Consider the following 26,839-nt stretch of genomic DNA (forward strand, 5'->3'; position numbering starts at 1 on the left):
CACGGAGGAAAACAAAGGCTGGAGTTTTTCGGGTTTAAACTCTGCGTCTCCGTGTCCCTGTGGCTGATGCCATGGGCCTATGCAGCCTCGGAAACCTCCGGCAGCTCCGCTGCCTCCTCCGCCGCGACCTTCTGCCGCCGCCGGGCAAGGAGCAGGTAGGCCGCCGGGATGACGAAGAGGGTCAGGACGGTGCCGAGGGTCAGGCCCCCGACGATCACCCAGCCGATCTGCGAGCGGCTCTCGGCGCCTGCGCCGCTGGCCAGGGCCAGGGGCACGGTGCCGAGGACCATCGCCCCGGTCGTCATCAGGATCGGCCGCAACCGCAAGGTCGCCGCGTCGAGAATCGCCTCGAGCTTGCTCTTGCCCTGCTCCTGCAGCTGGTTGGCGAACTCGACGATGAGGATGCCGTGCTTGGTGATCAGCCCGACCAGGGTGATCAAGCCGACCTGGCTGTAGATGCTCAGGGTGTTGTCGGGGAAATAGAGGGCCAGCAGGGCTCCGGCCATCGACAGCGGCACGGTGAAGAGGATGATCAGCGGGTCGACGAAGGACTCGAACTGGGCGGCCATCATCAGGTAGATCATGATCAGCGCCAGGGCGAAGGTCAGAAGCAGGCCCGCGCTGCTGTCCTTGAACTCGCGCGACTGCCCCTTGTAATCGATGCGGGCGGTCTCCGGCAGGATGCGCGCCGCGGCTTCCTCCATGTAGGCCAGCGCCTCGCCCTGGGAGTAGCCGGGGGCCAGGTTGGCGCTGATGACGGCGGCGCGGCTGCGGTTGAAGTGGTTGAGCGACTGGGCGGTGACCCCCTCGTTGATGGTCACCAGGCCGGAGAGGGGAATCATCTCGCCGCTGGCAGAGCGCACGTGGATGCGGTTGAGGTCTTCGGGGGTGGCGCGCAATTCGTCCTCGATCTTGACAATGACGTCATACTGCTCGCCGTCCATCTTGAAGCGGGTCACGTCCCGCCCACCCATCATCGTCTCGATGGTGCGGCCGATGGCGGCGACGCCCACGCCGAGGTCGGCCGCCTTGTCCCGGTCGACGGCCAGCCGCAGCTCGGGGGAGTTGAGTTTGAGGTCGCTGCGCGCCGCCACGATCCGGGGGTTCTTGCGCACCTCGGCCATCAGCTTGCCGATCTGGTCGTTGAGCTCCCCGTAGGAGTCGCTGGTCTTGACCACGAACTGCACCGGCTGGTCCATGAAGGGCTGGCCGAGAGAAGGCGGGGTGATGGGGAAGCCGAGGACCCCGGGGATGCCGAAGAGCTGCGGACCCAACTCACCAGCGATCTGCAGAGAGGAACGCTCCCGCACCTCCCAGTCCTTCAGCTCAACGAAACTGAGTCCTTCGGTCACATTACCCCGCATCCCGGCCACCGAGAACACACCCACTTTCTCCGGGATCGGCTGCAGCAGGGCTTCCGCCTGCTTCAGGTAATGATCGGTATATTTGACGTTGGCGCCGTCAGGAGCGATAAGAAAGGTCATGAACACGCCACGGTCCTCCAGCGGCGACATCTCCGACGGCAGTTGAGCGTAGAGATACCAGGTCCCGGTCCCGGCAATCACGGCAATGACCAGGCCGACCAATACCGTCTTCAATGACCAACCAAGAACCCGACGGTAACCATTTTCGATGGCAACGAAGATGTTCTCCATAATGGTGAAAATCTTCATATGGTTTTCCCGGTGACGCAGCATCTTGGCGCACATCATCGGCGTCAGAGTCAGGGCAACGAACCCGGAGACGATAACCGCGCCGGCCAGAGTCAGGGCGAACTCGCTGAACAGCTTGCCGGTACGGCCTTCCATCATCGCCACCGGCACATACACAGCGGCCAGGGTCAGGGTCATCAGGACAACGGCGAAGCCGATCTCCTGCATCCCCTTGATCGCCGCCTTGCCGGGCTTCAGACCATTTTCCACGTGTCGATGAACGTTTTCCAGAACGACGATGGCATCATCGACGACCAGCCCGACCGCCAGCACCATCGCCAGCAGAGTCAGGGTATTGATGGAGAAACCGAGTGCCCACATCAGGGCAAAGGAACCGACCAGCGACACCGGGATCGTGACCAGGGGGATCAGGGTGGAACGAACAGAACGCAGGAAGATGAAGATGATCAGCAGCACCAATCCGACCGCTTCAAAGATCGAGCTGAAGACGTTCTCGATAGAGCGCTCGATAAATATCGAGGAATCGTAAACAATCTTGGTCTTCATCCCTTCCGGGAATGAATCCCGCAGCTCCGGCAGCATTTCGTGCAGCGCCGCAGAGATATCGAGTGGGTTGGCAACCGACTGCTTGACCAGACCTATAGCAACCGCCTGCCCGCCTTCGTAGCGCAGGTTTTCACGCACCGACTCGGGACCGATCTCGGCCCGACCGACATCTTTCAGTCGAATAAAAGTGCTGCCCGACTTGCGGACGATGACATCCTCAAACTGTTCCGGCGAGTTGAGGCTGGTGTCAGAAAGGACGGTGAATTCGCGGGTGCTGCTCTCCAGCCTGCCTCCCGGCACCTCGATGTTCTGCGCACGGATNTCTCAACATCCTGAGGTGTGACCCCCCGCGCTGTAAGCAGTGCCGGGTCGAGCCAGATGCGCATCGAGTACTTTCGACCACCGAGGATCTGAGCTTCGGCAACGCCGTCGATCATCTCCAGCTGGTCGGTCACATAGCGATCGACGTAATCGGTAATCTCTTCGGGGCTGTGCTTATCACTGGAGAAGGACAGATAGAGGATCGGTGAGGCGTCGGCCTCGACCTTGGCGATGACCGGCTCCTCGATATCATAGGGCAGCTCAGCGCGAACCCGTCCGACCCGGTCACGCACCTCGGCAGCCGCGTCATCGGCATTGCGCTCCATCTTGAAGACGATGCTGATCTGACTCTGTTCCTGGCGGCTTTCCGATGTGATCGTTTTGATCCCCTCGATCCCCGAAAGACTGTCTTCGATAATGGTGGTGACTTCGGTCTCAATAATATCGGGGCTGGCCCCTTGGTAAAGAGTGATGACCGACACCGTCGGTTCGTCGATATTGGGATATTCGCGGACCGTCAGACGATCATAGGAAACCAGACCGATCAGCACGATCAGCAGGCTCATGACCGTCGCCAGGACGGGGCGCTTGATGCTTATTTCCGATATTTGCATGGCACGTTGCTTTCATTTGTTGTTCTCGGAGAACCGAGAAACCTATTCATCTCACGCCCGTTCGCTCCGCTCACTCAAGCCGCAAAGGCGCAAAGAAGATCTCTTGGAATCAGGGGCTTGCATTTCTACCCCTTGGCGTCTTTGCGGCTTTGCGTGAGAGCGAATTCGGCTTTTGTTCAATGCTTTTATAGCTTGGCGAAGAGCGCCGGGTCGGCCGGGACCGGGTGGACCGGGCTTCCAGGGCCGATCTTCTGGTGCCCGCCGGTGACGACCACGTCCCCCGCCGCGAGCCCCGAGGTCACTTCGACCCACCCCTTGCGGCGCATCCCCGTCTTCACCGGGGCCATCTGCGCCGTCCCGTCGTCCACCCTGTAGACGAACTGGGAGTTCGGCTGGGTGATCAGCGCCTGCTCGGGGACGAAGAGGACATCGGTCCTCTGCTCCACGGCAAGCGTCACCTTCACGAACTGTCCCGGGCGCAGCAGGCCGTCCCGGTTGTCGAGCTGCCCGCGCAGGACCAGGGAGCGGCTGTTCATTTCCACCTGGGGATCGATGGCGTAAAGCCGGCCAATGAAATCCCGGCCCGGGTAGGCGTCGGACGCCAGTTCAAGGCGCTGCCCGACCTTCACCTGGGCGGAAAACTTCTCGGGAACCCGGAATTCGACCTTGAGCCGGCCCGTATCCTCCAGGTTGACCAGGGGCTGGCCGGGCTGAACGTAGTCGCCGACGCTGACCCTGCGCAGCCCCGTGGTTCCGGCGAAGGGAGCGCGAATCGTCGCCTTGTCGAGCTGGGCCTTGGCCAGGCGCACGCTCGCCTCGTCGAGCTGCCAGAGGGCGTAGGTCTCGTCCCGCTCCCGCTCGGAAATCGCCTTGTCTTTCAGCAGGGCCTCCGCCCGCCGGTAGTTGGCCTCGTGCAGGGCCCGGTTGGCCTCGGCCCGGTCGAGCTCGGCCTCCAGCACCGATGCATCGAGGCGAATCAGGGATTTGCCCTCGGCGGCCCCCTCCCCTTCGGCGAAGTCGATTCCAGCGATCCGGCCGGCGATCTCCGCCGCGATCGTCACCGACTCGTTGGAGTGCAGGGTGCCGACGGCGCCGATGTTCCGGTCGGCAGCGGCCAGGGAGACCTCCGTCACCTCCACCGGCATCGGCGGCCGGGTCGGCGCCTCCTCCTTAGCGCCTTCGGCAAAGGCCGGCGGCTGCAGCAGAAGATAGGCCCCCGCGCAGAGCAGGGTCAGGGCGCTCCAGATCGATACAGTCGCTGCGGTGCGCCGCGAGCGGCCCCCGGTTTTGGTTCCCGGCCCGTTCTGTCCGGATGTGGTCTCTTGTTTCATGATGCTCCTCGTTGCAGGTTCTGGGAGGAATGAACAAGTCACTCCAGGTGGTATTTTGAATAAATGGACTTGCGTCCGATCTGCTCCAAACGGGATGGAGTGAATGGTCACTCCGTTCTCTGCGGTAAAAAAGAGCCGCCGGTTCACGGCGGCTCGGCCCCGTCGGAGGCTCGGTCAATGGTTGGCGGTGAACTTGAGACCGGCCATCCCCGCCACAATGAGAAGGATGCAGACGATCCGTGCCGCCTCCCGGGGCTCGCCGAACAGGGCCATCCCGACCAGGGCGGTGCCGACCGCGCCGATGCCGGTCCAGACCGCGTAGGCCGTCCCCACCGGGAGAGTCTTCAGGGCGGCGCTCAACAGGCCGAAGCTGACCGCCATGGCGGCGAGAGTCAGCACCGAGGGTACGAGGCGGGTGAACCCCTCGGTGTATTTCAGGCCGACCGCCCAGCCGACCTCGAAGAGCCCGGCGACGGTCAGGTAGAACCAGGCCATGGGAAAAGCCTCTCGTCGTTTCGTGGTTTCTGGATGAAAAATTCTGCCCCTATCTTTTGACCGCGTCCCAGGTCGCCTCCACGGAGGTGGCGATCATCTCGTCGTTCAAATCGACGAAGCCGTTCAGGTGGTCCCGGGTCAGGAAGAGGATCGGCCCGAAGGACAGGCTCATCAGGACTTCGCAGGGCAGGTCCTTGATCACCTGCTGCTCCTTGCCCTGCTCGAAGAAGGCAAACAGCGGCTTGTCGCACTCGACCTCCTCGGCCCGCTTCTTGGCGATGCCGTAGGGGGAGTTGTAGTACTGCTCCATGAACCTGATTTCGAAGGGGTTGGCGATGAACAGCCGGGTGAGGGCGGAAAAGATGGCGAGGTAGTTCTCCCGGACCGGCATCGCCGGGTCGTAGTTTTCAGCGAAGGTGCTGGCGAAGAGAGCGTGGTTTTCCTCGTGGATCTCCTCGATCAGCTCGTCCTTGTCCTTGAAATAGCGGTAGATGGTGCCGACGCCGACCCCCGCCCGCTGGGCGATCTGCGAGGTCGGGGTGCCGTGGAACCCCTGCTCGGCGATCAGTTCCATGGTCGACCGAAGGATGGCGCGGCGCTTGTCGGTCTTCTTTTCGTTCATGACGGCTCCCTCGAAAAAGGCGGAGTGAATGTTCACTCCTTCTTTTAGCGCCAACCGCACCGGCGTGTCAAGGGGAATTCTTTTCTCTCTCTGGTTAACTTCAAGGAGATGACGTTTTTCCAGCGCTCCGGTCGGTCCCGGGGACTCGCCCCCCACAACCCTTTCTCCCATCCCCACGAAAGCCTTTGAAAGGAAAGTCCCCGGACCAGTGGCCAGACAGGTCCTATGCGCTAGAATAGGAAACAGGAAACGCCCCCTTTCCATCGACATCCGTTCAAGCACTTGGTATGAATAGGCTCTTTCGTTTCCTCAACGATCCGCCGGGAAGGGTTCTCCGCCATGTCCCCTGCTGAAAAAGAATCCAGGCCGATCCTGGTCGCCGGTGCCACCGGCTACATCGGCGGCCGCCTGGCACCCCGCCTTCTGGAGGCCGGCTACCGGGTGCGGGCCGTTGTCCGCACCCCCTCCAAGCTCGCCGGCCGGCCGTGGGCCGACCACCCCGCCCTGGAGATCGTCCGGGGGGACCTGCTCGACGGCGGTTCGATGACGTCGGCCGCCGAAGGCTGCTGGGCCGCCTTCTACCTGGTCCACTCCATGAACCCCAAGGTGGCCGATTTCGCCGAAACCGACCGCCGCGCCGCCCGCAACATGGCCGAGGCGGCCGAGGCCTGCGGCCTGGAGCGCATAGTCTACCTCAGCGGTCTCGGCGAGGAGAGCGACGAACTCAGCGAACACCTCCTCTCCCGCACCGAGGTGGCCCGCATCCTGGGCGATGGGGCGGTTCCGGTCACGGTGCTGCGCGCGGCCATGATCATCGGCTCGGGAAGCGCCTCCTTCGAGATCCTCCGCTACCTGGTGGACCGCCTGCCGGTCATGGTCACCCCCCGCTGGGTCGACACCCCCTGTCAGCCCATCGGCATCCGCAACGTCCTCGCCTACCTCATCGGCTGCCTCGAGTGCCCGGAAACAGCCGGGGAGACCTTCGACATCGGCCAGCCGGAGGTGGTCACCTACCGGCAGCTGATGCGGATCTACGCCGAGGAGGCGGGGCTGCACCGGCGGCTGATCCTTCCCGTCCCGGTTCTGACCCCGCGCTTGAGCTCCTACTGGATCCACCTCGTCACCCCGGTTCCCTCCGCCCTGGCCCGGCCCCTGGCCGAAGGGCTTCGCAACGCGGTCGTGTGCCGCGACACCCGGATCCGCGAACTGGTCCCCCAGGAGCTGCTCGACTGCCGCCAGGCAATCCGGCTGGCCCTGGAGCGGATCCGCCAGCACCAGGTGGAAAGCTCCTGGCTTGACGCCGGGCTCATCCCCCCCGCCGAGTGGAGCATTCCCGACGACCCGAGCTGGGCCGGCGGAACCCACTACGACGACTCGCGGCGGATCGTCTTCGACGCCGCCCCCGACGAACTGTGGCGGGCCCTGGTCCGCATCGGCGGCACCACCGGCTGGTACTACGCCAACTGGATGTGGGCCGTGCGGGGCCTCTTCGACAGGCTCATGGGAGGAGTCGGGCTGGGGCGCGGACGCCGTTGCCCCATCGACCTGCGCCCCGGCGACGCCATCGATTTCTGGCGGGCCGCCCGGGTCGAGAAGCCCGGCCTGCTGCAGCTGGCGGCCGAGATGAAAGTCCCCGGCGAGGCGGTCCTCGAGTTTCGCCTACGGGAGATCTCACCCGGCCAGACCGAACTGCTGCAGATCGCCCGCTTCCTTCCCAGGGGCCTGCTCGGCCTGGTCTACTGGTGGGCCGTCTACCCCTTTCACAACCTCATCTTCAACGGCATGCTGCGAGGCATCGGTCGGGCCATCGACCGCCCCGTCATCGCCGGGCCCGAGCCGATCACCGATCCCGAAAAGACTCCCCACAGCCCCTGAATACGCCGATCGACTAGGAGCTTGGCTCCCCCCCGCACTTTTGCTATACTCCCCTCCATTAAAGCTTTTTCGTTCCCGCTAATCGGGCGTCGCCCAAACCGATATCCCAAGGAGGTTCCCATGATGCTGCGTTGGATCACCGTTGCCTGCCTGGCTCTTTTCGCCCTGACCGCCTGCGGCCAGGAAGAGAAGGCCGGTATCACCAAAGACACCGTCGAAACCCTCAAGCAGGTAGCCGCAGCCGCCCAGAAGACCGCGAACCAGGCCCAGGAGGCCCTCGAACAGGCCCAAAAAGCCGCACCCGAGGCCGCCGCGGCGGTCGAGGTTGTCAAAAAAGCGGCGCCCAAGGCGACGGCCGCGGTCAAAAATGCGGTCCCCTCCAAATTCGCCCCCTACGTCCGCGACCTTCAGTCCTCCAACCCGAGCGCCAAAAGGGACGCCGCCAAGAGGATATACAAGCACTTCGGGAAGGAGCCGTACCTCCTTGCGGCGGTCAACGGAGAGCTGCTGAAAGGGTTCAACGATCATCCCGACAACAAGCATTACGTCGACGCCATGGCCTGGATGGTCAAGGTCCTGTCCAATTCGGGAGACTCCAAGTACAGAACGACCCTCGAAAAGATCGCCGACGAGGCCTCCAGCAGAAAACTGCAAAAATACGCCAACAAAGGTCTGACACACCTGCTCTGATCCCGACTGTTCGACAGGATCAACGCGAAAAAGGCGGCCCTTGCGGGTCGCCTTTTTCGTTTCCATTTGTTGACCCCGCCTAGTCTTCCGGGCCGATCGGCTTAGGGCTGCAGAGGTTCTCGGCCCGGTTGACCCGTCCGCCGCAGTTGGTGCAGACGAACTTGGGATTTTCAAACAGTTTGTCGATGTCGGCCTTGTGGGGCTTCGCCTTGAGTTCGCAGAGATGCAGTTCGTGCTCTTGCGGCGCCTGGCAATGGGTCTTTTCGGTCATGGCTCTCCCTCCTCTGTTCTTATTAAAATCATAGCCCGACTCTCCCCGATGTCAACGCCGAAGGAAGGTCTGGCCCCCACAGGAAGAGGGAAAATCGACCCGGCCGCACATCAGGATGCTTTCAGGCTCCCCTTGCGTTAAGGAACAACCGGCTTCGGGTCATCTCCCTTGGGGCGATAATTCCAAAAAAAATGGCAGAGCCGTTGCCGGCTCTGCCTAGAAGGAGAGAAAAAGAGCGGTTATTCGGAGGAAAAGTCACCTTTCCCATAGCCCAACTCCGATCCTCAGGAAAGAACCTTTGCAAAAACCGGCCCAACTTTAGACCTTGGCCCTCAAATCCCCCGTCATGCGGAACATCCCGAACACCTCGCCGCAAAAAACAGTGAACCTCTTGGCAAAAAAGCCGCGGTCAAAGTCGTTATTGAGCTTTTCAGCGCCCATTGACAAAACCATTTCTGATTCATTCACTGGGGCAAATCGCCCAACTTGGGGCAAATCCCCAATGCGGCGAAACGGTTTCCTGCCCCACCGAAAGGCGCCTAACCCCGGTGAACCAGTTCGGCCCGAATGACTTCCAGATTCTCAAGGCTCTTCTGCAGTGCATCGGGAAGAACCTTTTTGAGAAAACCGGGCATCCCGTTGTTGAACAGGCCCGGGATTCTTTTCTCGATCAGGACGGGCACCCTCCCCCCGTCCTCGGAAAGCCACATGGTCAGGCTTCCGCGGGCGTAGAAGAGTCCCTCGCTGTCGATCGCCATGTCCGAGCGGACCACGAGGGTATCGACGATTCCGGCGGCGGTCTTCACCTTCTCCCGGCGCAGAACCTTCACCCGCACCCGGTTGGGAGAATCCTTGTCGAGAAGGGTGAGGGCAAACTCCTGCCCGACCTCCAGGGGCCGATGGCGAAGATGATAAAGGCAGGAGACCGGGTCCCAGACCGGCCCCGCCAGGGGATATTCGCTTTGCTCCCCGGTCTCGGGATTCAGCAGGCGGACGAGGCCGGCCCGGCGGTCAACAAGCGCCTCGCGCCTGACCCTGTTCTTTCCCTCGTGCAGGGCCAACCCGTAGGCGACGGGGACGTACCGCGACCCGTCCCGCTCCAGTGTGCTCCTTTCCCTGTCCTCGACAACGTAAAAGGGCAGGGTCCAGGCGGCCGAGTCGACCCGGGAAACAATCTCCAGGCCCTTCTCGCTCGAAACCGATTCGATACTTGAGCGGCCGACCCGGATTCCCGCCCAGGTGATGTCGAACTCCAAAGACTCGGGCGGCTCAGCTGCCTCTCCGCCCCCCGGGAAGAAGACCACCAGCAACAGGAGCAGCAGGATCTTGCGCCGGATGCCGGCCGCCCTCTCCCCCGATCCGCCCCAGTTGTCCGGCGACTGTCCTGCACCCATGAATCGTCCCTCCTCCGCCCGTGGCGGCATCTCTTTCAGAGCAGATCGGCCAAATTCTTCCAATGAACGTCCGGCCATGGATAAAACGTTCCGCTCCGATTGTCAACGGTCAAAACGGCAGCCGGGCTCAACGGCGCCACAGAAGGAAAAGGACGCGGCGCGGAGCGCTTAAGCTTTGCCCCTCGCCGTCCGATATGAGGAATAGTCGGTTTGACAGCTGCCAGGGGAGCGTTCTTCCCCAAAACCGAAAATCGAGAGGACGGCGGTGAAAAAGGTATACGGCGATCTTGAGATCATGCCCCTGGGGGAGCTTCTGGGATGGCTGGGGGACAGGGCGAAATCGGGCTTTCTGCGCGTCGCGCAGGAAAAGGGAGGGAAGGTCAAGGCCTTTTCCCTGCAGCAGGGCCTGATCGATGCCTTTTCCTCCCGCCGGACCGCGGAAGAGCTGGCCGAGGCCCTGCGGTGGCCCGAAGGGCGGTTCGAATTCCGCCCCGACCTGCCTGCCGGGGCCCCCGCCTCCCGGCGCCACCTCCCGTGCGCCGAAAGCCTGCAGGAGGCCGAACAGATCAACCGGGACGCCGAACTGCGCCAGCTGCAGCTCCAGGAGGAGGCGGTGCGCAAAATCAGCCGCCAGATTCTCAAGGGAGAGATCGAACTGCCCCCCATGCCCGCGGTCCTCTCCCGGCTCCACATGTGCCTGGGCGGGATCGGGGGGTCGGCCGGCGAGGCCATGAAAATCGTCATGGCCGACCAGATCCTGACCTCGAAGATCCTCAACGTCGTCAACTCCGCCTACTACAGCCTGGTCAGCCCGGTCACCTCGCTGCAGCACGCCATCGTCATCATGGGCTTCCGCTCCCTGCTGAGCGTGATCACCACCCACGGCCTCGGCCAGGCCTTTTCGAAGAACCGGGCCCAGGTCCAGGAGGTCCTCCGGCACAGCTTCCGGTGCGCCTTCGTGGCCAAGCAGATCGCCGCGGCGGTCGGGTGGGACGAAGAGGAGGCCTTTGTCTGCGGCCTGCTCCACGACATCGGCAAGACCGCCCTGCTCAGCCTCCTCGACGACTCCGAACTTGACGAGCCAGCCCAGGCCTCGCTCCTCGAAGAGTTCCATGCCCAGGCCGGGGTTCTCCTCGCGGCCAAGTGGAACCTGCCGGAGCTGGTCATCGAAACGATCGAATGGCACCACGAGCCCGGACAGGCGGCCAGCGGCCGCAAGGCCGTGGAGATCGTCTTTCTGGCCGACGGCCTGGTGAACGACCCCGGCCGGCTCGAGTCCCTCCTGGCCGACTGCTCCGCCCTGGAGCTCTCCAGGGAGAAGGTGGACGCGATCCTGGAGGAACTCCTCCGCGCCGAAGGGGTGCTCGACCGGGTCGCCTAGGCCGCCCCCCGCCCTTGCGCGGCCCTTCGAGCATGCCCATCCCCCTTGAAACCCCGCCCTGCCCGGAGTATAGTGCCGGGCATGAACCTCGCCCTCGACATCCGCCACCTGGAAAAAAGCTACGCCGGCGTCCCGGCGGTCAGGGACCTTTCCCTCGCCGTGGAGGAGGGGGAGATCTTCGGCCTGCTCGGCCCCAACGGCGCCGGCAAGAGCACCACCATCAACATGGTCGCCGGGGTGACCCGCATCGGCGGGGGCTCGGTGGAGATCTTCGGCCATGACAACCGCAGGGACTACCGCACCACGCGGCGCCTGACGGGGATCATGCACCAGGAGATCGTCATCGACAACTTCTTCACCATCGACCGCGGGCTGAAGATCCACTCGGGCTACTACGGGGTGAAGGACGATCCGGCGTGGCGGCGGATGCTGATCGAGCGGCTCGGCCTCGGCCCCCACCTGCACAAGGTCATGATCAAGCTCTCCGGGGGGCTGAAGCGCCGCTACATGATCGCCAAGGCCCTGATCCACAAGCCCCGGCTCCTCATCCTCGACGAGCCGACGGCCGGGGTCGACGTGGAGCTGCGCCACACCCTGTGGGACTTCGTGCGGGAGATCAACCGGCAGGGGACGACCATCCTGCTCACCACCCACTACCTGGAGGAGGCCGAGCAGATGTGCGGCCGCATCGCCATCATGAACGACGGCGAGCTGGCCGCCCTCGAGCCGACCGCCCAGCTCGTCCGGCGCATGGGGGGACGCACCCTCACCGTCCACCTCGGCCGGCCCCTGGAGACGCTTCCCGCGGAGCTCGCCCCCTACGCCGGGCGGCTCGCGGAGGAGGGCAGGCGCATCGACTTCGCCCTCGCCAGCGGGGCGCCCTCCGGCGAACTGCTCGCCGACCTCTGCCGGCTCGGGGTGGAGATCGCCGACGTCGAGACCCGCCAGCCGAGCCTAGAGGAGGCCTTTCTCAAGCTCACCGGCAACGGCCGCGGCCACGGGGGGCAGACCCGATGAGCGCGCCCCCCTTCAGCCCCTGGCTCCCCTTCCTGACCCTGCTCGAGAAAGAGGTGCGCCGCTTTCTGCGGGTCGCCTCCCAGACCGTGCTCACCCCGATCATCACCGCCTCGCTCTACCTCTTCGTCTTCGGGGCGACCCTCGGCGAGCGGATCAGCGTCCTGCCCGGCTTCTCCTACGCCCAGTTCGTCATCCCGGGGCTGATCCTCATGGGGGTGATCAACAACTCCTTCGCCAACACCTCGAGCTCCCTCTTCATGTCCCGCTACCTCGGCAACATCGTCGACCTGCTCGTCACCCCCGTCACCCCGCCCCAGATCATCCTCGCCTACACCCTGGCGGCGATGATCCGCGGCCTCTGCGTCGGTCTGTCGGTGTGGATCATCTCGACCCTCTTCGCCGACTTGCCCTGGGCCCACCCCCTTGCGGCGGTCGCCATGGCCTGCCTGGCCAGCGTCCTCTTCGCCCAGTTCGGCATGGTGGCGGCGATCTTCGCCAACAACTTCGACTCCCTCTCCATGTTCTCCAACTTCATCATCCTGCCCCTGATCTACCTCGGCGGGGTCTTCTACCCCATCTCCATCCTCCCCGCCCCCTGGGCGGCCCTCTCCCACCTCAACCCCCTCCTCTACCTCATCGACGGCTTCCGCCACGCCATCCTCGGCGTCGGCGACATCCCCCTGGCCACCGCCTTCGCCGTCACCGGCGCCATGGCCCTGGCCCTCTTCGTCTGGGTCGCCGCCCTCATCGGCCGGGGCTACCGGCTGCGGACCTGAACGCCCTACAAATCGATGCCCCTGTAAACCTTTTGCAACTAAAAGACTAGAAAAGTTACAGCCTTAAATATTATTTTATGTTGCTAATTTAATATTTCCCATTATATAGTGCTGCCGCATGATCGGTGATCCTTGGTTGTTGCCGGGTCGGGGTCGGTATTATGCCGCCAGCACCTGCAACGCCCGTATGCTGCCGATCCTGTCAGCAATAAAGATTTGTCCTCACTTCTTTTCTTCTACATCTGCACGCCTGCATGTTCATAGACACAGGAGGAATCACCATGGGAAAGATCGCTAAGGTACTTGTCATCGTCCTGGCCGCCGTCCTCGCCGCCGGGCCCGCCCTGGCCGCCGATCCGGCCCCCCCGGCACCCGACTCGGCCGACAGCGCCATGCACACCGTGCAGGATCTCTACGACCGCCTCGACACCGGGGCCACTGCGGCCAAGCGCAGCGGCGCCTTCACCGAGCCGAGCGCGGCGCCCGGCGCCGGGGCCACGAGCCTCAACGACGTCATGGGCAAGATGCCCGCGGCCGACAACGTCAGCGGCGCCGCCCCCGGTGACGTACTCAATGGCAAGACCTTCTGGGGCCTGCGCACCGACGGCAGTTGGGGGGTTCAGACTGGCACCGTCAGCCAAGTCGACACTAGCAGCGGCGATGCCGTAGCGGCCGAGCTTCTCAGCGGCAAGAAGGCCTGGGTCGATGGGGCCGAGGTGACAGGCGCCATGCCGGACAACGGCGCAGTGGCGATCACCCCCGGTGTGAGCGAGCAGGGGATCCCTGCAGGCTACCACGACGGCAGCGGGACCGTGGCTGGCGACGCCGACCTGGCCTCAGGCAACATCAAGGCCGGCGCGACCATCTTCGGCGTGGCCGGCGACTCCAACGTGGTCGACACCAGCAGCGGGGACGCCACAGCAAGCGACATCGCCAACGGCAAGAAGGCCTGGGTCGACGGCCTTGAAGTGACCGGCAGCGCCGCGCCCGCCCCGGCCTACCCGGGCATGGTGCCCCAGACTGGCCAGACCGCCATCCACGTCTCCGGCGACGACGGTGCCCTCCAGACCGGCGTTGCCTGGACCCCAAGTACTCGTTTCACCGACAACAACGACGGCACCGTGACCGACAACCTGACCGGGCTGGTCTGGTTGAAAAACGCCAATTGTTATGGGACGAGAAATTTAAATGATTCCCTCGCGCTCGCCTCCGGCCTCGCCAACGGGACATGCGGGCTCAGCGACGGCTCAAGCGCCGGAGACTGGCGGGTGCCGAGCCTGCGCGAGCTGCACAGCCTGATCGACTACAGCCAATACGGCCCCGCCCTTCCTGCCGAGCACCCGTTTGACAGCGTGGTGTTATCTGACTACTGGACGTCCACGACCGTCGCGGACAACTTCACCCTCAACTGGTACGTGCAATTCAACATCGGCCTTGCGCTTGGCCACAACAAGGCCACGAGTATTTTCCTCTGGCCGGTGCGAGATGGGCAATAGGCGCTTCGGGAAGCTGGCTGTTTCAGAGGGTAGGGAGGGCGGCGTCTCCCCTGCCGAGTCTTGAGGCCCGGACGATGGACATATACGGGAGCGATTCAATGAAATCAGGCAATGAAAATAACGGAATGCTTCGGGCCCTGTGGGCAGGGATGGTCGCCGTGGCGATTCTCTGCATCGCCGCCGGCGCCGCATGGGCCGCCCCCGCAACGGGCAACGTGAGCGCCACCGACCGCTACGCCTGGAGCGAGACGGCCGGCTGGACCGACTTCCGCCCCGAAAACGGCGGGGTGACGGTGCGCGACGCCTGGCTTTCTGGCTACGCCTGGAACGAGAGCGTCGGCTGGATCAAGCTCGGCGCCGACGGCGGCGGCCCCTACGCCAACGACTCGGCGACCGACTGGGGCGTCAACCGCTCCGGCACCGCGCTCTCCGGCTACGCCTGGAGCGAGGCGGCCGGCTGGATCCACTTCGCCCCCTCAGGGGGCGGGGTGACCGTCGATGCCGGCGGCGGCTTCGACGGCTGGGCCTGGAGCGACGGCATCGGCTGGATCCACTTCGCGAGCCCCGAGGCGGCCCCGATCGCCTACGCGCTGGCCTACGAAAACGGGGCGCCGACCGTCGCCGACATCGCCGACCTGCAGATCGCCGAGGACGGCACCACCGGGGCGATCCCCTTCACCGTCGGCGACCTGGAAACCGCCGCAGGAACCCTGATCGTGACCGCCGCCTCCAACAACACGGCCCTGGTGCCGAGCGGCAACATCGTCGTCGGCGGCGGTGGTGCCGACCGTACCCTGACCGTCATCCCGGCAGCGAACAAGCACGGCAACGCGACGGTCACAGTGACCGTCTCCGACGGGACCCGGCAAGCGCAGCACGCCTTCGTCCTCACCGTCACCAGCGTCCCCGACACCTACACCGTGACCCCCTCGGCAGGCGATCATGGCGCCCTCGACCCCGGCACGGCCCAGGGCGTCACCGAGAGCCAGGCCACCAGCTTCACCGTCACCCCCGATACCGGATACCACATCGATACCGTCACCGGCTGCGACGGAACCCTCTCCGGCAGCACCTACACCACCGGCGCGGTCACCGAGAACTGCACCGTCTCGGCAAGCTTCTCCATCGACACCTTCACCGTCACCCCGGCGGCGGCCGAGCACGGGTCCCTCGCCCCCGATACGGCGCAGACGATCGACTACAACGCCACGACAAGCTTCACCGTCACCCCCGAAACCGGCTACCACGTCGTCACGGTCACCGGATGCGGCGGCACCCTCGACGGCAGCACCTACACCACCGGCCCCGTCACCGAGAGCTGCACCGTCGAGGCCTTCTTCGCCCCCGACACCTTCACCGTCACCCCTGAGGCCGGCGCATACGGCCGCATCGTGCCGGGCGGCCCCCAGAGCGTGGACCACGGCCAGAGCGCCAGCTTCACCGTCGCCCCCCACACCGACTACGCCATCGACAGCGTCACCGGCTGCGGCGGAACCCTCGCCGGCAGCACCTACACCACCGCCGCGATCACCGGCGACTGCACGGTGAGTGCCACATTCGCCTACGACACCCTCCGCCCGGTCGACAGCGGCACCGACGTCAACCTGACCCTGCCGAAGGTGAGCGTGACCTTCGACGAGGTCACCGGCGGCGGCGCCGTCACCGCGACCCCCGTCGAGACCCCGGCGGCCCCGGCCAACTTCCGGCTGCCCTCGGGCGCCTCCTACGAGATCGCCACCACGGCGAGCTTCAGCGGGCCGGTCGAGGTCTGCATCGGCTACGACGAGTGGCAGTTGGCCGACCTCGAGCGGGAGCCGAAGCTGCGCCTGTTCCACCGCACCGACGGGGGCTGGACTGACATCACCACCACCGTGGACACGGAGGCCAACATCGTCTGCGGCGAGACGACGAGCTTCTCGCCCTTCTCCATCGCCGAGCCCACCCCCCCGGCCGACCCGACCCGGGTCCCGGTCATGAACGGCTGGTGGCTGCTCGGCGCCCTCGGCGCAGGGCTCGGCCTGCTGCGCCGGCGCAAAGAGTAAAACCCTTTTCAGCCCCTCGCAGCACCGGGCACCGCAAATGCAAAGCCCCGCCCTCCGATTCCGGAGGGCGGGGCTTTTGTTCGTTTTGGGGAGGAGGCGAAGGCTCAGTATTCCAGGGGGCGGCCCAGCGCCCCGGCCAGGTCCTCCAGGGCCAACGGCCGGCTGAAGAGGAACCCCTGGCCGGTGTGGCAGGCGTGGGCACGCAGGAAGGCCAGCTGCTCCTCGGTCTCCACCCCCTCGGCCATGACCTCCAGCTTCATGTTGCGGGCAAGGCCGATGATCGAGGCGGCGATGGCCGCGTCGTTGGCGTCGGTGGTGATGTCGCGCACGAAGGTCCGGTCGATCTTCAAACGGTTGATGGGAAAGAGCTTCAGGTAGGCGAGGGAAGAGTAGCCGGTGCCGAAGTCGTCGATCGCCAGGTAGATCCCCCGGACCTTGATATCGGTCAGGATCAGAATGGCCTCCTGGAAATTCTCCATGATAACGCTCTCGGTGATTTCCAGCTCCAGCCACTGCGGGTCCAGGCCGGTATCCTCGAGAACCCGGTCGATCATCTCGATGAACCCCGCCTGGCGGAACTGGCGCGCGGAGATGTTGACCGCGACCCGGACCGGCGGATACCCCTGCTGCTGAATGGCCTTGACCTGCTCGCAGGCGGTGCGCAGCACCCACTCGCCGATGGGGACGATCAGCCCGGTCTCTTCGGCCAGGGGAATGAAATCCCCGGGGGGCACCAGCCCCTTCTTCGGGTGATGCCAGCGAAGAAGGGCCTCCAGGCCGATCAACTCTCCGCTGGAGAGATTGTACTGGGGCTGGTAGTGAAGGACCAGCTGTTCGTTCTCCAGGGCCTTGCGCAGGCTTCCTTCGAGAAAGAGCTGCTCGTGGGCGCGCTCGTTAATGTCGGAGGTATAGAACTGGTAGGTGTTGCGCCCCTTGTCCTTGCCCCGGTACATGGCCGTATCGGCCTGTTTCATAAGGGTTTCGGCATCTTTTCCGTCCTCGGGATAGAGGCTGATCCCGACCGTTCCCGTTACGAAAAGCTCCAGTTCGTTGATCACGATCGGCTGCGCCATCATGTGCAGGATCTTCTGGGCCAGGGCGGCCACGTAGGTCGACTCCTTGACGTTTTCCAGAACGATGACGAATTCGTCCCCGCCGAGACGGGCGACGGTATCCGAGGCCCGGACCCAGTAGCGTATCCGTTTGCCCACCTCGCACAGAACCCGGTCCCCCAGTTCGTGCCCCAGGGAGTCGTTGATGTTCTTGAAGCGGTCCAGGTCGAGAAAGAGGATCGCGACCCCGGTGCCGTCGCGCTGCACCTTGGCCAGGGCATGCTGCAGGCGGTCGTGGAACAGGAGGCGGTTGGGCAACCCGGTCAGGGCGTCGTGATGGGCCAGGTGGTGGAGGCGCTTCTCCTTCTCGGTGAGGCTGGCCTCGAAAAGGAGGCGGTCGGTGATGTCCCGGGAGGCCTCGATGACCCCCTTGAGGCTTCCGTCCTCGTTCCAGAGGGGCGAAACGGAGAGTTCGAAAATGCGGGATTCGCCGGTGCCGAGGGTGTGCTGGTGGACGACCGTGGTCGGCTTGCCTGTTTCCCTGACCTCCCGCAGGGGGCAGGGGTGATCCTCTCCGGAGCAAGGGGTGTCGCTGTGATGGGATGCCTCGTGGCAGGTCAGCCCGGTGGCGGCGCCGGCGTCCCCGGGCACGAGCTCTTCAGCCGCCCGGTTCATCAAGAGGATTTTGTAGTCGAGGGCGATGACCATGATCGGGTCCACGACGCCGTCGATGATCGTCTGCAAAAAGGCGTTTTCCCTCTCCACGGCCTGCTCGGCGACCTTCACCTCGGTGATGTCGACGGCGATCTCGAGCCGCACCAGACGCCCGTCGGGCCAGCGGATGGCCCGGTCGATGCACCGGTACCATCGTTCGTTGACGGTGTTCCGGAACTCCCAGACGCAGGGGCTGGAGGGTTCCCCGTCCTCCAGGATCAGGTCGTTGGTGCAGAAGGAGCAGGGACCGTCCTGGCCGACCTGCAGGGCCTCGTAGCACTTGCGCCCCTCCCACTCGCCGCAGATGTGGCTCTGGCCGTAATGGTTGAGGTAGAGCATCTCGTGGGTGGCCATGTCGGCGACGTAGACCACGGCATCCATGGCATCGAAAATGGTGCTGATCTGCTCAAACTGGGTGATCAGGGCGCGCTCGGCCCGTTTGCGCTCCTCGATTTCCCTGCGCAGGAGGCGGTTCTTGGAGGCGATCTCCCGGGTTCGGGCCTTGACCTGACGGCGGATGGCGTAGAGGGAAAAAAGGAGCAGGGCCAGGACCCCGAACAGGGCCGCCACGGCCGGCCCCGTCCAGGCGGGCCAAACCGGTCCCACGCCCTGGCTGAGCCAGCGGGACAGGGCCTGGTGATAAACCGAGGTACGATCGGCCTTCATCTGCCCCAGATGCTTGTCGATGGCCGCCGACAGGAGGCCGCCTTGGCCCTTGGGAAAGCCGAAGCGGATCTCGATGGGGCTGACGAGAACGGGGCTGGTTTCGACCCGGTAATCCTTTTCAAAGCGCTGGCCGAAGAAGCGGTTCACCAGGCCGGCGTCGGCCCGGCCGCTCGCGACGTCCTCAAAAACGCCCCGGTAGTCGTCCCGTTCGAGAAAATCGACGGAAATCTCGAATCGCTCGGCCAGGTGCCGCAGTCCGCTCTCCCCGACGAAAAAGACGCTCTCCTTCATCACCGCGACGGTTTTTCCGTCCAGGTCGAGAATGGACCGGATGTCGGCCGAGGGGTTCCTGTAAACCTGCCCCCAGTTGGACAGGACGGTTTCCCCGGAGAAGTCGAAGCGGCCGCGGCGCTCCTCGGTCAGGGCGATAGAGCTGATGACGTCGATCTCGCCGCGAGCGGCCCTCTGCAGGCACTCGTACCAGGTCCCGGGAACGTATTCGAGCTCCCATCCCTCCAGCCGGGCGATCTCCTCCATCAGTTCGGGGAAAATACCCCGGGCCCCGCCCGCCTCGTCGAAGGCGACCATGGGCAGGTTCTGGTACACCCCGACCCTGACTGCCTGAGCCGCATGGGCCGGCAGGGAGAACTGAACGAAGAACACAATGAAGAGGAGGGGCAGCAGTCGCTTCATGACGTACGATCGATGTCGGCTTGGCCGGAGGCTGAGGCTAGGCGGCGAAATGCCCGGGCACCCCCATCAGGTGCAAGACTCGTTCCGTGCGAGAACCCTCTCCCGACGAACCGGATCGCCCCGCCCCCCCTCCGCGGGAGATCCTTCTGGCAGGAGGCACGAGGAGCGAAGAGAACGGGCGCCAGGCGCTACGAAGGCTCCTTTCGGGCCTGCCGGCCCCGATAGAAATATCGCCTCCTTCAGCCAAAGAACGGCCCCCACCTCGGTTCTTTGCCAGAGGATAGGATGTCCATCGACCGTCAGGATCTGAAGAGCCTGACGAAATGATCGAAAAACTCCCGATCCATGTCGACCAGGATCGTCTCCTTCATCAACTTCAGCGCCTCGTAGGTCGAGCGCCGCTGGTGGTAGGGGCGCTTGGAGGTGAGAGCCTCGTAGACGTCGGCCAGTCGGCAGATGCGCGCAAGGGGATGGATGTCGCCGCCTTTGAGCCCATGGGGATAACCGCTGCCGTCGTCCTTTTCATGGTGCTGGAGGGCGATGATGCGGGCCTCGTCCGTCAGGAAGCCGCTTTCCTCGAGAATCTTCACCCCGTCGCCGGGATGGCGTTTGACCACCTCCCACTCGCCGGGGTCGAGGGGGCCCGGCTTGTTGAGAATCTCGAGGGGGATCCGGCACTTGCCCAGGTCGTGAAGGAAGAATCCGGGCCCGATTCGCTCCAGGTCGCGGTCGGCTTTCTTCCCGAAGATAATCCGGCTGAGGGCCGCCGCGAAAATACCGACGTTGGCCGAGTGGGTATAGGTGGAATGGTCGTAGGCGGTCAGCCGGACGAGGCAGCGGGTCGCCTTGTCGTCGGCGGTGATCAGATCGAGGGTCGGTGCGATGACCTCGTGGGCCTGGCTGACGAAGACCGCCCGGGGCTCCTCGAAAACCTGGCGCATGATATCCTGACAGGCGGCGTGAACGGTGGCCGCCTTGTTCTCAGGGCTGGTGGCGGGGTCGCGGACGACAGAACTAAGGATCTCCCGCACGTAGCGAAAATAGCGGGCGGCATCGGCCTGCCGGATGAAGAGGTGGGACACCCCATGGGCGAAAAGCTTCTGCCGGTCGGTGCGGCTGAAAGAGAGGCCCCTGCGGGCAAAGAGGACGTGCTGGCCGACGCCGAGCCTGCGGTACAGGTCGCAGGGAGCGTACCTCTCCGGGTGCAGGGACTTGAGGGCCACCGGAAGCCACCCCTTCTCTGTCGCCGACCGCTTGCCCCGCCGGGGCGCAGCGACCTTGTCGGCTCTGGTTTTCAGATTGCCCGCCATGTAACCCTTTGCACCTCTTCGTTGACCGGTCCCCGTCCCTCCCAATAGCGCAGAAACGACACCGCGCAGGGAGCTGGGTCTCTCTTCGGACGTCTTGCCCTTTTTGTTTACCCAAAGCTGCACCGGCCCGGCGTGCTTCGTTTGAAAAGACGGCACCAGCGGCCCATTTAACAATTGAATTTTTCTGCCGCCATGCTACATTCCCCGGGCATCCAAAGGGAGAAGATCTTTATGCGGGTCGAAGAACGGGGCCGTTTCAAACGCATCATCATCGAACCGGGGGAGTACTACGTCTCCGACCAGGAGGTGGTCATCTCCACCCTGCTGGGGTCGTGCGTCTCCGCCTGCCTGTACGATCCGCAGAAAAAGATCGTGGGAATTAACCATTTCCTGCTCAGCAACCGCAGGTACGCCCGCAACATGCCGATCACCATTTCCGAGGCAGGGCGCTACGGCACCCACGCCATGGAACTATTGATCAACGAAATGATCAAGCTCGGGGCCCGGCGCGAGAACCTGAAGGCCAAGGCCTTCGGCGGCGGCTCCCTGCTCCACGTCGCCCGCCAGGCGGACAATTTCTGCTGCGTCGGCGAGGTGAATGGCCGCTTTATCCACGAGTTCCTCGACAACGAAGGCATCCCCCTGGTCGCCGCCGACCTCGGCGGAAACAGCGGCCGGGTGATCCACTACTCCGCCAGCGATTTTTCGGTCTACGCCCGCAAGATCCACCGCGAACGGATCGGCGGCCTGGTGAAGCGGGACCGTCAGTTCTGGGAATCGAAGATCAAGGAGCAGGAGACCACAACCGCCCAGCCCGACCTCTGGCTCTGACGCGCCAGCCTCTTCCCCGCTCGAAACCCGCCCCGAATAACCCTGCGGGCCCTCTTTCCCATTCAACAGCCGCAAGAAAACCCCTCCCTGCCTCTTCGCCGACTCCGAAGGGACGTGAAAAAGACGCGGACAGGCGCAAAGGCAAACCCTCCGGCGGCAGGGGGCATTTTGGTAAGAAAGCGGTAAAAAAGGGCAGGGGAGCCCTGTCTCCCGCCGGGAGCGCCGGGAGAGGGCGACGGGAGTCTCTGGGGGGGATCGAAAAACGGGGAAAGACGCAGCCTCAGCAAACCGCCGGAACCGGCGCGTCCTCCTGTTCTATGCAGATGCCGCTGAAGGTGATGTTGGCGCGGTAGGGGCGAACCAGATCGATCCCCAGGCGGCAAAGGAGCTTTTCGACCTCCTGGGGGCGGCGACCGTAGACCTCTTCGAGAGATAAATTGACCCGCATCGTCATTCCACTCCTTTCGATAGAAGGGTGCATGAGATTAGTTTTTATTTATATCATGCCTATGTAGTAATTCAACACCCCCTTTCTCAAGATTGAAACAAAACCGTCCTCAAAACCAGGGGTCATCCGCTCCAGAACGGGCCGAAAACCCTCACCGGCAGTGCCCCTTCGGCACAAAGCAAAGGGCCGGGCGTTGCAGCCCGGCCCCCTGTGGGAACTCTCTCTCCTCGTCCGGCCGCCCCCTCTTACCAGGTGCGGACCCGCCCGGTGTCCACGTGGACAAACTGGTACCGGGGATAGTAGCCGACCCCGCCTCCGTTCAGGCTCATCGCGGCCCGGCGCAGGGCGGCCAGGTTGCGGCCCGGCAGGCGAAGGTCGACGGCCTTGCCGTCCATGTGCAGACTGTACTTGGCCACGCCTCCCCCCCCCTGCCTGCGCAGCTGGTCATTGGTCACCGGGGAGCGGAACCCGGAAATGACGTGGAAGGGCTCGCTGGTCTCCATCTGACGGGACAGGGCGTAGAGCAGGTCGAAAAGCTGGGGGTCCATCGCCGTGGCTTCGTTGGCCCGGTGGTCGCGCAGGAGATGGCTGATACTGGTCAGGGCCTCCGGAAGGTAGCGCCCCTCGGCCCAGTAGACCGCACTGTTCAGGGTCTCGCCGGTGTGGGTGTTGTACAGGGAAAGGGTTTTCTCAACGACCACGGGCCCGGGGAACCGGGCCAGTGCGGGAAGGGGAAGCGCAAGCCCCGCGGCGGTCATCATGCCCAGCCGAAGGAACTTCCGGCGGCTGATACGCTCCGGGGTCGGGATTTTCCCGATTTCGGTAAAACTCATAATCGTTCGCACTCCTGGCGGGTGGGATTTTTTTTGCTTGCCGCCACCCTCTCATTAATGCAAAGCGCATGCCATGCCGGCACGATCCCTCGGGCCCTTTACAAGAGTTCTTTGATATCACAACGAATTTGGAAAGACAACCGGTTTGGGGGCGGCACGAAAAGGCCGGGGGAGGGCGTGTTGCATCACCGCTATTTAGCTAAAACCCTGACTCCTGTGCCCTCTTTTGCAACGAACGGGAAAGGGCGGCGCCCTTCCTCCGAGTGGATTCAGGGATTCGGCGGAACGATACCGCGGCGGCGAAAAGGGAAGGGGGGGGCGGGCGCTACTCGAGCTTACTGGCCAGGGACCGGTCGAGAGACAGGGCGCCTCCCCCCTTGATGACCAGGGCGACGGCGATGGCGACGGCCAGGAGGTGGTATTCGAACCCCTCTCCCTGTTGCCGGCCAAACCAGTTCATGAAAAACCCGTGGGGCAGATGCACCATGAATATCGCCCCCAGCATGACGCAGCCAAGACCGAAAGCGGCCAGACGGGTGAGCAGGCCGGCGATCAGGCCGAGAGCCCCCAGGGACTCGGCGGCGATGACCAGCAGGGCCAGCACGAAGGGGATGCCCATGTTTTCGGTGAAATGATGCAGGGTCCCGGCCAGGCCGTGGCCGCCGAACCAGCCGAAGACCTTCTGCATCCCGTGGGGAAGGAATACCCCCCCCAGCATCACCCGAAGGACCAGGCTGGACATATCGTTGTCGGTAGAGAGAAACCTGCGCAGCATGATCGATCTCCTCTCGGTTGAAAAGCGACGCGATCCCTTTCCTTCACGCTACCACCCCCCCCGCGCCTGTCAACAGGGACCACGGCAACGAGAACGGGGATATCCGGTTGCAATCGAGCCCGGTTTCCGCTTTAATGCTTCTAATCGATCCTTCTTCCGCCCCGTTCGGCCGAGGGGCCTCCACCCGAACTCGATTTCCGCCGGGGTGAGTCGCCGATGCACGATGTCCCGATCCTGACAGCCCTCGCGATCATCCTCTTCGGAGCCCTGGCCGGCGGCCGCCTGGCCGTGGCCTGCCGCATTCCCCGGGTCACCGGCTACCTCCTGGTCGGCCTGTTCTGCGGTCCCTCTTTCACTGGTCTCGTGGGGCTGCCGCCCCTGCTGACGACCGAGGCCCTGCACGGCCTCAACCTCCTCTACGACCTCGCCCTCGCCCTCATCCTGCTCAACATCGGCGGGCTCTTCAAGCTCGAGCACCTGCGCCGCTGGGGCAACCGCATCACCCTCTTCTCATTCAGCGAGATCGGCCTGACCTTCGCCCTGGTGTCCGGCTCGACCTTCCTGCTCAACCTGTTCCTGGTGCAAAAGACGGTCGGAGAGATGGACCTCTTTCAGACCTCCCTGGCCTTCGCCCTGTTCCTCGGGATCATCAGCATCGCCACCGCCCCCGCGGCCACCCTCATGGTCATCCGGGAGTACGAGGCGGAGGGACCGGTGACGGGGACCGTCCTGACCCTGGTCGGATTCAACAACCTGGTGTCGGCCCTCGGCTTCGCGGTCATCGCCCACTTCCTGATCCGGCCGGAGGAGACCCTGGGCCTGCTCCTGCTGCACATGGCCGGGCCGATCGTGCTCGGCGCGGTCCTCGGCTTCGGCCTCTCCATCTGGGGGCAGCGCCTTGAACTGCCAAGCGAACACAAGATCCTGCTCATCGGCGGGGTGGCCTCCACCGTCGGCCTGTGCAGGGTCCTGCACCTGGACCCCATGCTGGCCAGCATGGCCCTCGGCATCTCCCTGGCCAACGCCTCGCCCCGCTGGCACCTGCTGACCCAGTCCCTGCGCCAGGTTGACTACATTCTGTACGTCGCCTTTTTCGTCCTCGCCGGGGCGCACCTGCACATCGAAACCCTGAGCCATATCGGCGTCCTCGGCGTCGCCTACGTGGTCGCCCGCACCGCCGGCAAGTGGCTCGGGGCGCTGGCCGGCGCCCGCATGGGCAGGTTCGGGCAACGGGAGCGGGACTTCGTCGGAATCGCCCTGCTCGCCCAGGCGGGGATGGCCATCGGCCTGGCGGGCACCCTGGCCCGGAGCTGGCCCGAGGGGGGCAAACTGCTCGAAACGGTCATTCTCGGATCGGTGGTGGTCTTCGAACTGATCGGCCCCCTCGCCGTCCGCCACGGCCTGGTTCGGGCCGGTGAGGTACCGATCCTCTCCCTGCTCCAGAAAAGAACCCCCCAGGGCGCCATGGAGGGGCTTCACAGCGTCGTCCAGCACTTCCGCTCCTCCCTGGGGATCCCCGCCGGGCACCGGTTGCGGGATCCGGGAGACATCCTGGTCCGTCACCTCATGCGCCAGAACGTGGAGACCATCCGCAACGACACCCCCTTCAACGAGTTGTTGCACCTCATCTCCCACAGCCGTTACTACCGCTTCCCGGTGGTGGACAGATCCGAAAACTTCGTCGGCATGATCGACTACACCGAGATCCGCAACCTGCTCTTCGAGCCGACCCTGGTCGCCCTTGTCGTGGCCGAAGACCTGGCAACCAGCGCCCTCGCCACGGTGGCCCCGGACATGCCCCTGCGCGAAGCCCTGCAGACAATGCAGAAACACCGCGACATCAGTTTCTTTCCCGTGGTCGACCCCGATGAACCGAAGAGGCTGCTCGGCATCCTCAGCCAGAACGACGCCCTCTCCGCCTTTCGCCGCCTGAATGCCTGACCGGCTGTCCCTTCCCGCCGGCCGGAGCACCCCGATCGATTCAAAGCAAAACCGGCCACTCGCCCCTTCGCTTCGCTCGCTCAAGTTCGAAAATCACAGGAAAAGACGGGGCCTCGCTTTTTTTGAATCAAAAAAAGGGGCGGCCTCTCGGCCGCCCCTTGGCGTTTCCACGAACGGCCAGACAACGCTGGTTATTTCCAGTCGGCCAGACGTTTCTTGGCCTTCTGCGCCTCGGGAGACTGGGGGTAGGTCTGAACCACCTTGTGCAGGATCACCCTGGCGTTTTTCACATCGCCCAGGGCGTGAAAGGCCAACCCCTGCTTGAGGAGGGCGGATGCGGCCTTGGGGTGGGCCCCGTATTTCTGAATAACGTCCTGGAACTGCAGAATGGCGTTCTCGTACTTCTTCTCGCCGTAGTAGGCTTCGCCGACCCAGTACATGGCGTTCACCGCCAGCTCGTTTTCGGGATAGCTTTTCAGGAACTCATTCAGGAGCTCTCTGCCGCGGCCGTAGTTCCGCTTTTTCTGAATCTGCTCCAAGGCGCTTTCGTACAGGACCTCGGGGGTTTGCGGCGCGGAGGGGGGGGCGACCGGGACCTCCTTCTGGGACTGAAGCTTGACCAGCCGATCCTCCAGGGCGGTCACCTTCAGGTTCAGGTCGTTGCGCACCAGGGACAGTTCCTCGCGCAACCGGTTCCCCTCCATAACAAGATCCTCGAAACGGCCGCTCTGGGCCTGGGACTCCACCCTCAGGGAATCGAGTCCCGCCAGCAGGTCGGCCTGGCTGCGGGCCAGAACGTCCAGCCGGGAGCTCAGCTCCCCGGCCTGGTCCTCGCGCAGGGTCACAACGCCGCGCTCGGTCGTGGCCAGGCGCCGCTTCATCTCTTCCAGGTCCCGCTCCAGGATATCCGCGCGCTGCGCCGTAGCACAGCCGCTCAGGGATCCGGCCAGGGCCAGGATCAGCATACCCTTCATCCAGGTTTTCACGGCTGATCTTCCTTTTCAGAAAAACGAAAGGCCGCACCTGCTGGTG

At 64.2% G+C, this 26,839-nt stretch carries 20 protein-coding genes and 2 pseudogenes; 9 read left to right on the forward strand and 13 right to left on the reverse strand.

Going from position 1 to position 26,839, the window contains the following annotated elements; all coding sequences use genetic code 11:
* Window positions 1-77 precede the first annotated feature (77 nt).
* From C0617_RS09600 to C0617_RS09615, 5 genes and pseudogenes are all read right to left on the reverse strand, one after another.
* Window positions 78-2,540 (reverse strand): annotated as a pseudogene (locus C0617_RS09600) (efflux RND transporter permease subunit); the annotation flags it as partial.
* 1 nt (window position 2,541) lies between these two features.
* Window positions 2,542-3,154: pseudogene (locus tag C0617_RS17120) on the reverse strand (efflux RND transporter permease subunit); the annotation flags it as partial.
* A gap of 185 nt (window positions 3,155-3,339) precedes the next feature.
* Window positions 3,340-4,485, reverse strand: coding sequence for an efflux RND transporter periplasmic adaptor subunit (locus tag C0617_RS09605; protein WP_291316805.1), 1,146 nt, complete (start codon window positions 4,483-4,485; stop codon window positions 3,340-3,342).
* 174 nt (window positions 4,486-4,659) lie between these two features.
* Window positions 4,660-4,980 (reverse strand): quaternary ammonium compound efflux SMR transporter SugE, encoded by a 321-nt coding sequence (sugE, locus tag C0617_RS09610; RefSeq protein WP_291316806.1) that lies wholly within the window; start codon window positions 4,978-4,980, stop codon window positions 4,660-4,662.
* Window positions 4,981-5,029: 49 nt separating this feature from the next.
* A complete protein-coding gene (locus C0617_RS09615) occupies window positions 5,030-5,602 on the reverse strand; it encodes a TetR/AcrR family transcriptional regulator (protein WP_291316807.1) in 573 nt (190 codons plus the stop codon).
* 339 nt (window positions 5,603-5,941) lie between these two features.
* Here C0617_RS09615 and C0617_RS09620 point away from each other — a divergent pair, with 339 nt between their 5' ends.
* Window positions 5,942-7,477 (forward strand): SDR family oxidoreductase, encoded by a 1,536-nt coding sequence (locus C0617_RS09620; RefSeq protein ID WP_291316808.1) that lies wholly within the window; start codon window positions 5,942-5,944, stop codon window positions 7,475-7,477.
* A gap of 120 nt (window positions 7,478-7,597) precedes the next feature.
* Window positions 7,598-8,167 carry a hypothetical protein gene (locus C0617_RS09625; protein WP_291316809.1) on the forward strand — a complete coding sequence of 190 codons (570 nt, stop codon included), beginning with the start codon at window positions 7,598-7,600 and terminating at the stop codon, window positions 8,165-8,167.
* Window positions 8,168-8,246: 79 nt separating this feature from the next.
* Here C0617_RS09625 and C0617_RS09630 read toward each other — a convergent pair whose 3' ends face one another.
* Together C0617_RS09630 and C0617_RS09635 are read right to left on the reverse strand one after the other, a co-directional pair.
* The gene (locus tag C0617_RS09630) at window positions 8,247-8,438 is read right to left on the reverse strand and encodes a hypothetical protein (RefSeq protein WP_291316810.1); all 192 of its coding nucleotides are present in this window, start codon (window positions 8,436-8,438) and stop codon (window positions 8,247-8,249) included.
* A 539-nt stretch (window positions 8,439-8,977) separates the two neighbouring features.
* A complete protein-coding gene (locus C0617_RS09635) occupies window positions 8,978-9,832 on the reverse strand; it encodes a DUF3108 domain-containing protein (protein ID WP_291316811.1) in 855 nt (284 codons plus the stop codon).
* 265 nt (window positions 9,833-10,097) lie between these two features.
* Between C0617_RS09635 and C0617_RS09640 the strand changes: the two genes are divergently transcribed.
* From C0617_RS09640 to C0617_RS09660, 5 genes are all read left to right on the forward strand, one after another.
* Window positions 10,098-11,213, forward strand: a complete 1,116-nt coding sequence (locus C0617_RS09640; protein ID WP_291316812.1) for an HDOD domain-containing protein — start codon at window positions 10,098-10,100, stop codon at window positions 11,211-11,213.
* 81 nt (window positions 11,214-11,294) lie between these two features.
* On the forward strand, window positions 11,295-12,230 hold the full coding sequence (locus tag C0617_RS09645) for an ABC transporter ATP-binding protein (protein ID WP_291316813.1): 936 nt from the start codon (window positions 11,295-11,297) through the stop codon (window positions 12,228-12,230).
* A complete protein-coding gene (locus tag C0617_RS09650; RefSeq protein ID WP_291316814.1) occupies window positions 12,227-13,006 on the forward strand; it encodes an ABC transporter permease in 780 nt (259 codons plus the stop codon). The genes C0617_RS09645 and C0617_RS09650 overlap by 4 nt, the downstream gene beginning before the upstream one ends.
* Window positions 13,007-13,287: 281 nt before the next feature.
* Window positions 13,288-14,502: a DUF1566 domain-containing protein gene (locus C0617_RS09655; protein ID WP_291316815.1), complete on the forward strand. Its 1,215-nt coding sequence runs from the start codon at window positions 13,288-13,290 to the stop codon at window positions 14,500-14,502.
* Between the two features lie 98 nt (window positions 14,503-14,600).
* Window positions 14,601-16,544 (forward strand): hypothetical protein, encoded by a 1,944-nt coding sequence (locus C0617_RS09660; protein ID WP_291316816.1) that lies wholly within the window; start codon window positions 14,601-14,603, stop codon window positions 16,542-16,544.
* Window positions 16,545-16,648: 104 nt separating this feature from the next.
* On the opposite strand, the gene C0617_RS09665 is transcribed toward C0617_RS09660, so the two are convergent.
* Complete coding sequence (locus C0617_RS09665) at window positions 16,649-19,669, reverse strand: EAL domain-containing protein (RefSeq protein ID WP_291316817.1); 3,021 nt, start codon at window positions 19,667-19,669, stop codon at window positions 16,649-16,651.
* A gap of 299 nt (window positions 19,670-19,968) precedes the next feature.
* A complete protein-coding gene (locus tag C0617_RS09670) occupies window positions 19,969-20,979 on the reverse strand; it encodes an HD domain-containing phosphohydrolase (RefSeq protein WP_291316818.1) in 1,011 nt (336 codons plus the stop codon).
* A 231-nt stretch (window positions 20,980-21,210) separates the two neighbouring features.
* On the opposite strand from C0617_RS09670, the gene C0617_RS09675 reads away from it, so the two are divergent.
* Window positions 21,211-21,810, forward strand: coding sequence for a chemotaxis protein CheD (locus C0617_RS09675; protein ID WP_291316819.1), 600 nt, complete (start codon window positions 21,211-21,213; stop codon window positions 21,808-21,810).
* A gap of 280 nt (window positions 21,811-22,090) precedes the next feature.
* Here C0617_RS09675 and C0617_RS09680 read toward each other — a convergent pair whose 3' ends face one another.
* The 3 genes from C0617_RS09680 to C0617_RS09690 all read right to left on the reverse strand — a co-directional run bounded on the left by C0617_RS09680 (window position 22,091) and on the right by C0617_RS09690 (window position 23,866).
* Window positions 22,091-22,258 carry a hypothetical protein gene (locus C0617_RS09680; RefSeq protein ID WP_291316820.1) on the reverse strand — a complete coding sequence of 56 codons (168 nt, stop codon included), beginning with the start codon at window positions 22,256-22,258 and terminating at the stop codon, window positions 22,091-22,093.
* Between the two features lie 245 nt (window positions 22,259-22,503).
* On the reverse strand, window positions 22,504-23,091 hold the full coding sequence (locus C0617_RS09685) for a DUF882 domain-containing protein (RefSeq protein ID WP_291316821.1): 588 nt from the start codon (window positions 23,089-23,091) through the stop codon (window positions 22,504-22,506).
* A gap of 325 nt (window positions 23,092-23,416) precedes the next feature.
* Complete coding sequence (locus C0617_RS09690; RefSeq protein WP_291316822.1) at window positions 23,417-23,866, reverse strand: DoxX family protein; 450 nt, start codon at window positions 23,864-23,866, stop codon at window positions 23,417-23,419.
* Window positions 23,867-24,082: 216 nt separating this feature from the next.
* Here C0617_RS09690 and C0617_RS09695 point away from each other — a divergent pair, with 216 nt between their 5' ends.
* Window positions 24,083-25,807, forward strand: coding sequence for a CBS domain-containing protein (locus C0617_RS09695; RefSeq protein WP_291316823.1), 1,725 nt, complete (start codon window positions 24,083-24,085; stop codon window positions 25,805-25,807).
* 191 nt (window positions 25,808-25,998) lie between these two features.
* Here the strand turns inward: C0617_RS09695 and ybgF are convergent, their stop codons facing one another.
* Entirely contained in the window at window positions 25,999-26,793 is a 795-nt protein-coding gene (gene ybgF, locus C0617_RS09700; RefSeq protein ID WP_291316824.1) for a tol-pal system protein YbgF, read from the reverse strand.
* Between the last annotated feature and the right edge of the window lie 46 nt (window positions 26,794-26,839).

Source organism: Desulfuromonas sp., assembly GCF_002868845.1.
Lineage (GTDB): Bacteria > Desulfobacterota > Desulfuromonadia > Desulfuromonadales > BM501 > BM501.